Source organism: Dethiosulfatibacter sp. (genome assembly GCF_983023055.1).
On record NZ_CEZJXU010000322.1, the window covers coordinates 1 to 1,989 of the forward strand.

General features: G+C 40.6%; 3 protein-coding genes. All 3 read right to left on the reverse strand.

The window, feature by feature from the left end; all coding sequences use genetic code 11:
- Positions 1 to 970 (reverse strand): aminotransferase class III-fold pyridoxal phosphate-dependent enzyme (locus tag AC3AX0_RS10320; RefSeq protein WP_487550209.1); only part of this gene is annotated, 970 nt, incomplete at its 3' end.
- Positions 971 to 973: 3 nt separating this feature from the next.
- The gene (locus AC3AX0_RS10325) at positions 974 to 1,543 is read right to left on the reverse strand and encodes a biotin transporter BioY (RefSeq protein ID WP_487550210.1); all 570 of its coding nucleotides are present in this window, start codon (positions 1,541 to 1,543) and stop codon (positions 974 to 976) included.
- Between the two features lie 18 nt (positions 1,544 to 1,561).
- Positions 1,562 to 1,989 (reverse strand): biotin synthase BioB (locus AC3AX0_RS10330; protein ID WP_487550211.1); only part of this gene is annotated, 428 nt, incomplete at its 5' end.

Sequence of the window (1,989 nt, forward strand, 5' to 3'; positions counted from 1 at the left end):
TAATATATCTGCATTCAAAGCCCTTCAGCTCGCGCTTCAATGTGCGCTCAATATTATGGATTTTACTCATGTAATCCTCTTTCAAAAAGACTTCAATGCTCTTCAGGCTCAGTGCGCATGCCAGTGCATTCCCCATGAATGTAGGCCCATGCATCAATGCCTTTGATGCATCATCCGAATAAAATCCATCATATACATGTTTGTTCACTATAGTTGCAGCATGACCAATGTATCCACCTGTCAAGATATCAGGACAAACGCATTCAGACACAAACAGATGCCCTGTTCTTCCGAATCCAGTTGCCACCTCGTCAAAAATCAATAAGATATCATATGTGTCACAGAGTTCTCTTGCTCTTTCCAAAAACGAAACATCATGCATCTTCATACCGGCTGCACCTTGAAGCAGAGGTTCGACAATAAGCGCAGCAACTGTTTCATGCTTTTCCTTGACTATCCTATCAAGGGATTCTATATTAATGTCAATGTGGTGGATGCCTTCTTTATCCGGAAATGATTTATGATAATCTACATCATCTCCAACAGCCATCGCTTTGAATGTATCGCCGTGATATGCCTCTTTTAATGCAATGATTTCTCTCTTATCAATGTCACCACGATTATTGTAAAACTGAATGGCTATTTTAAGCGCCACCTCAACACCTACACTGCCGGAATCTGAATAAAAAACATAATCCAGATCACCTGGCAATATCTCCTTCAATTTGGAAGACAACTGCTCTGCCGGCTCATGGGATAATCCGCCAAGCATTACATGGGAAAATTTCTCCATCTGTCGGATACCTGCCTGATTGAGCTCTGGATGAGAATACCCGTGAATCATGCACCACCAGGATGAAACGGAATCAATTAGAACATTGTCTTCAGTATATATTAAAACTCCTTCAGCATTTTTGACTTTATATGGAGTCTTCATTTTTTTCATCTGTACATAAGGATACCATATCATAGCCTAGCTTGCCCCTTTCAAGGTATAACCTATTGCATTATAGATCCTTACTCCCACACCACTGACCAATACAGCCAACAGTAAATCAGCTGCCAGCGACGGCGAGAAGATAGACAGTAATGCAGCCGCATAGCCAAATTCACTACCGAGAACATACTGATAGATTGCCGATAAATAAAGCATGCCAATTATCCATACCACTATGGTTGAAATAATCGAACCAGCCGTTATCCATTTCACATCAGCATGGCCAAACTTACTTTCCGAATACTCTCTAAAAGCTCCCACAATATATGCGCCAATAATAAAAGACAGAATAAACCCAAAAGTCGGTTTCAGTACATACCCGAAGCCACCTCCCATTGTAAACCATGGAATTCCCATTAATCCACCAAGTGCATACACCATTGCTGAAATAGCACCATTTTTTTTGCCCAGTAAAATCCCTGCCAGAATTACAAATGTGAGTTGCAAGGTGAAGCTTCCAACAACAGGTGCCGGTATTCTAATAAATGCTCCAATGGCAATCATTGTTGTCATTAATGCTATCCTCGTCAAATCTTTAATATTCATTCTTTCCCTCCTGTATTCTTATACTTCATAACCTAACTCCCGAATCATTTTGATATCATTTGCTGTATTGTTTCCATATGTAGTCAGCAGCTCTCCTGAAATCGTTCCGTTTACACCGCTTCCAAACAATAGCTTTCCAAAGTCCGTAAGCAGGTTTCGTCCTCCAGCCAATCGTATTGTTGCTCTGGGATTAATGAATCTATAAATTGCTGCAATTCTGATAAAGTCATCTTCGCTGACTTTTTCAACACCTTCAAGAGGTGTACCCTCAATGGCATTTAGTAAGTTGAGAGGAATTGACTGAATGTTCAAATCCCTTAATTCAAATGCCATGTCTATACGATCTTCATCAGTCTCACCCAGACCGATAATGCCGCCACTGCAAACTTGCAGGCCTGCTCTTTGAGCATCTCTAATTGTTTGTATTTTCTCATCATATGTATGTG